This window comes from Azonexus sp. (assembly GCF_036170495.1).
Lineage (GTDB): Bacteria > Pseudomonadota > Gammaproteobacteria > Burkholderiales > Rhodocyclaceae > Azonexus.
In genome coordinates this window covers 1-3,150 of sequence record NZ_JAVHPH010000264.1, presented here as the reverse complement: position 1 = coordinate 3,150, position 3,150 = coordinate 1, and the positions used below count along the sequence as shown (strand labels likewise).

2 protein-coding genes are annotated in these 3,150 nt (G+C 62.7%); one reads left to right on the top strand and one right to left on the bottom strand.

Annotated features, from left to right (window positions below):
- Window positions 1-102 precede the first annotated feature (102 nt).
- A complete protein-coding gene (yoaA, locus tag ADADOO_RS09615) occupies window positions 103-2,025 on the bottom strand; it encodes a DNA repair helicase YoaA (protein ID WP_511277059.1) in 1,923 nt (640 codons plus the stop codon).
- A 295-nt stretch (window positions 2,026-2,320) separates the two neighbouring features.
- Between yoaA and ADADOO_RS09610 the strand changes: the two genes are divergently transcribed.
- On the top strand, window positions 2,321-2,812 hold the full coding sequence (locus tag ADADOO_RS09610) for a ribonuclease HI (protein WP_511277057.1): 492 nt from the start codon (window positions 2,321-2,323) through the stop codon (window positions 2,810-2,812).
- Window positions 2,813-3,150 lie beyond the last annotated feature (338 nt).

The window sequence follows — 3,150 nt, the reverse complement described above, 5'->3', positions numbered from 1 at the left end:
CGGCCATGGCCTGCATCGGCCCGGCGGCGATGGTGATGTCGGCGCTGGAGAAGAATTGCGGCTGCTGCGCGCGCATTTGCTCGAAGATGGTTTTCATCCGCTTTACCGGTTGGCAAAAAAGTCGAGGACGACCTGCAGTTCGCGGGTTCGTTTCATGGGCGGCAGACTTTGCCAGACGCGGCGGCCATACGGCTTTGATATGAGTCGTGGATCGCACATCATGAGCACGCCCTTGTCGTTCTCGTCGCGGATCAACCGGCCGGCGCCCTGCTTGACGTTGATGACGGCGCGCGGCAGCTGGTATTCCATGAAGGCGTTGCGGCCTTCCTTTTTCATCTGCTCGATGCGCGCCGAGAGCACGGGGTCGTCGGGCGGCGCGAAGGGAATCTTGTCGATGACGACGAGCGACAGGGCCTCGCCGCGCACGTCGACGCCTTCCCAGAAGCTCTGGCTGCCAACCAGGATGGAATTGCCGTGGTGACGGAAGCGTTGCAGGAGGTCGTTCTTGCTGCCCTCGCCCTGAACGAGCAGCGGCATGTCGATGTTCTCGTCTTCGAGCTTGGCCTTGAGCAGTTCGTGCGTGCGGCGCATGGCGCGCAGGCTGGTGCATAGGAAGAATGCGCCGCCGTTGGCGGCCTTGACGGCCGGCCAGGCAGCGTCGACGACGGCGTCGGTGTAGTTCCAGGCGTTCGGGTCGGGCATGCCGAGCGGGGCGTAGAGGATGGCCTGCTTGTCGTAGTCGAAGGGGCTGTGCCAGCAGGCGGAATCCGGCTCGCCGAGGCCGAGTTCGGCGCAGTAGTGGTGGAACTTGCCCTGCACGGCCAGGGTGGCCGAGGTGAAGATCCAGGCCCGCGGATGGCCGCCCATCTGCTTGCGGAAAATTTCGGCGACGTTGAGCGGCGTTGCGTTGAGCTGCAGCGAATGGGTGAAGGCTTCGGCCCAGCGGACATAGCCGGGCGTCGGGTTCTGCCATTGACCGAGGTGCTGGACGAGCTCGGTGGCGCGTTGCCAGCATTTCTCGAGGCCTTCGGCGCGTTCGGCTTGCGTTTCGAGCAAGGCAGCGAAGGCGATGACCTCGGCCTCGAGCGCCTTCAGGGCAATTTCAAAATCGGACTTTTCTTCCAGTTGACCGTAGGAGAAGCGGCCGCTATCGACACCAACCGCCAGACGCAGATCCTTGGCGGCCTTTTCGACTTTTTTGCTGGTTTCGGGCAGCGCCAGGCAGTCGCGGGCGTTGGTCAGTGCTTCGGCGCGCACGTCGCGGGCCAGATCGAGTACCTGCGCCGTCGAAATGCTGTCGCCGAAGAACAGGGTCGCCACTTCCGGCAACTGGTGGGCTTCGTCGAAGATCACCGTGTTGCAGGCCGGGAGCAGTTCGGCCATGCCTTCGTCGCGGAGCATCACGTCGGCGAAGAACAGGTGGTGATTGACGACGACCAGATCGGCCGCCATCGCCTCGCGCCGGGCGAGCATCACGAAGCATTCCTTGTAGTCCGGGCATTCCTGACCGAGGCAGTTGTCACGCGTCGAGGTGGCGTGGCCCCACACCGGCGAATTTTCGTTGACCTCGATGCACTCGGCCTTATCACCGCTCTGCGTGGTCTTGGCGAAGACCGAGATGCGACGGGCGTCGGCGGCGTCCTCGCGGGTCAGGAAACGGCCGTCGGCGATGGCGTTTTGCAGGTGGTAGGGACAAACGTAGTTGGCCCGGCCCTTTAACAAGGCGATCTTGACCGGCGCCTTGAGGGCGTCGCGGACCATCGGCAAATCCTTGTTGAAGAGCTGGTCCTGCAGGGTTTTGGTGCCAGTCGACACGATCACCTTGCCGCCCGACTGCAAGGCCGGGACGAGGTAGGCAAAAGTCTTGCCCGTGCCGGTACCGGCCTCGGCGATGAAGACCGAACTGCCCTTGATGGCGGCAGCGATGCGCTCGGCCATGTCGAGCTGCTGTTCGCGGATGCGATAACCGCTGATGGCCCGGGCGAGCGGGCCTTCGGGAGAGAATATTTCGGGGAGGGAAGACAAGGGAAGAAGCCTGAAAAATCAGGGCCGAATCTTAGCAGATGCGCCGCGCGTCGAGCCAACCGGCAGCTACGCACATAACGACACGCATTGTTGCAAACGGTTACTTGAAGTCCGCCGGCCAGAACCTTATCTTGAACACATGCGCTGACCAGACATCAGCCTGACGGCCCTTACCCACCTCCCCCTCCCCGGGCCGTCCAGAAAGCCTCGTACTCCCCCCGGTACGAGGCTTTCGCCTTTTCAGGGCCAGCCTTTCGGCTATGCTTCCAGGTAACGCATTCGCCAAAAAGCCAGCATGTCGAGAAGACGAAAAAAGAAAATTATCCGCGTCGTTCATCCGTCGGCGAGCCCCCTGCCCTTGCGACTCACCCCGCTCTACGCCAGGCACGTGCAGATCTTCAGCGATGCCAGCCAGAAACGGTACGGCGGACTGGCGGCCATTCTCTTCGCTACGCCGGACAGCGAAGCGCTGGTCAGGACGCGAACAGTGGCGCTCACCGGCAGCAATGAACTCGAACTGCAAGCCGCCATTTTTGCGCTGGAACAGGCCCGATTGCTCTTCTCCGGGCGGCCACTGGCCTTGTTCTCGGATAATCAGGACGCAGTAATCCGCCTCAATCGCGGTAAAGCGAAGGGCCTCGACCAGGACCCCGGGTTGCGGCAAATGCTCGGCGCGCCAGACCTCATCGCAACACTGGCCGATGCGGCCATTGTCTGGATCAAGGGGCACGGCAGTTGCCGGGGCAATATCCTGGCTGATCGGTATGCGGCGGAGGCCAGCAGATAGTCGGCCAGGCAGCCCTGCAGCCCGCCCAAATTCCCTGCCGACACCGGGCCTGAGGTCCTTTGGCCCCATTTTTGCGTAAAGCAGCCTCGTCCCCGGAAAAGCAGCAGTTTTGTCATCAACCCGACAAAACAGGGCTCGTTTTCCCGGAGCACCAACCACGTACCGAGGAAAAAATGGCTGCAAACCCGCTCCCCTGTCGCGACTTCACGAGCCACAGCGGACCCGAATTACCGCTCGCCCCAACGGCAAGCTCGCCCTGGCCGCAATTGAGGCAGCGGCGCAACCGGCATCCTCGATTTACCCGCCGGCGCTGTCAGCCGAGGCAACCCGTTTCGATC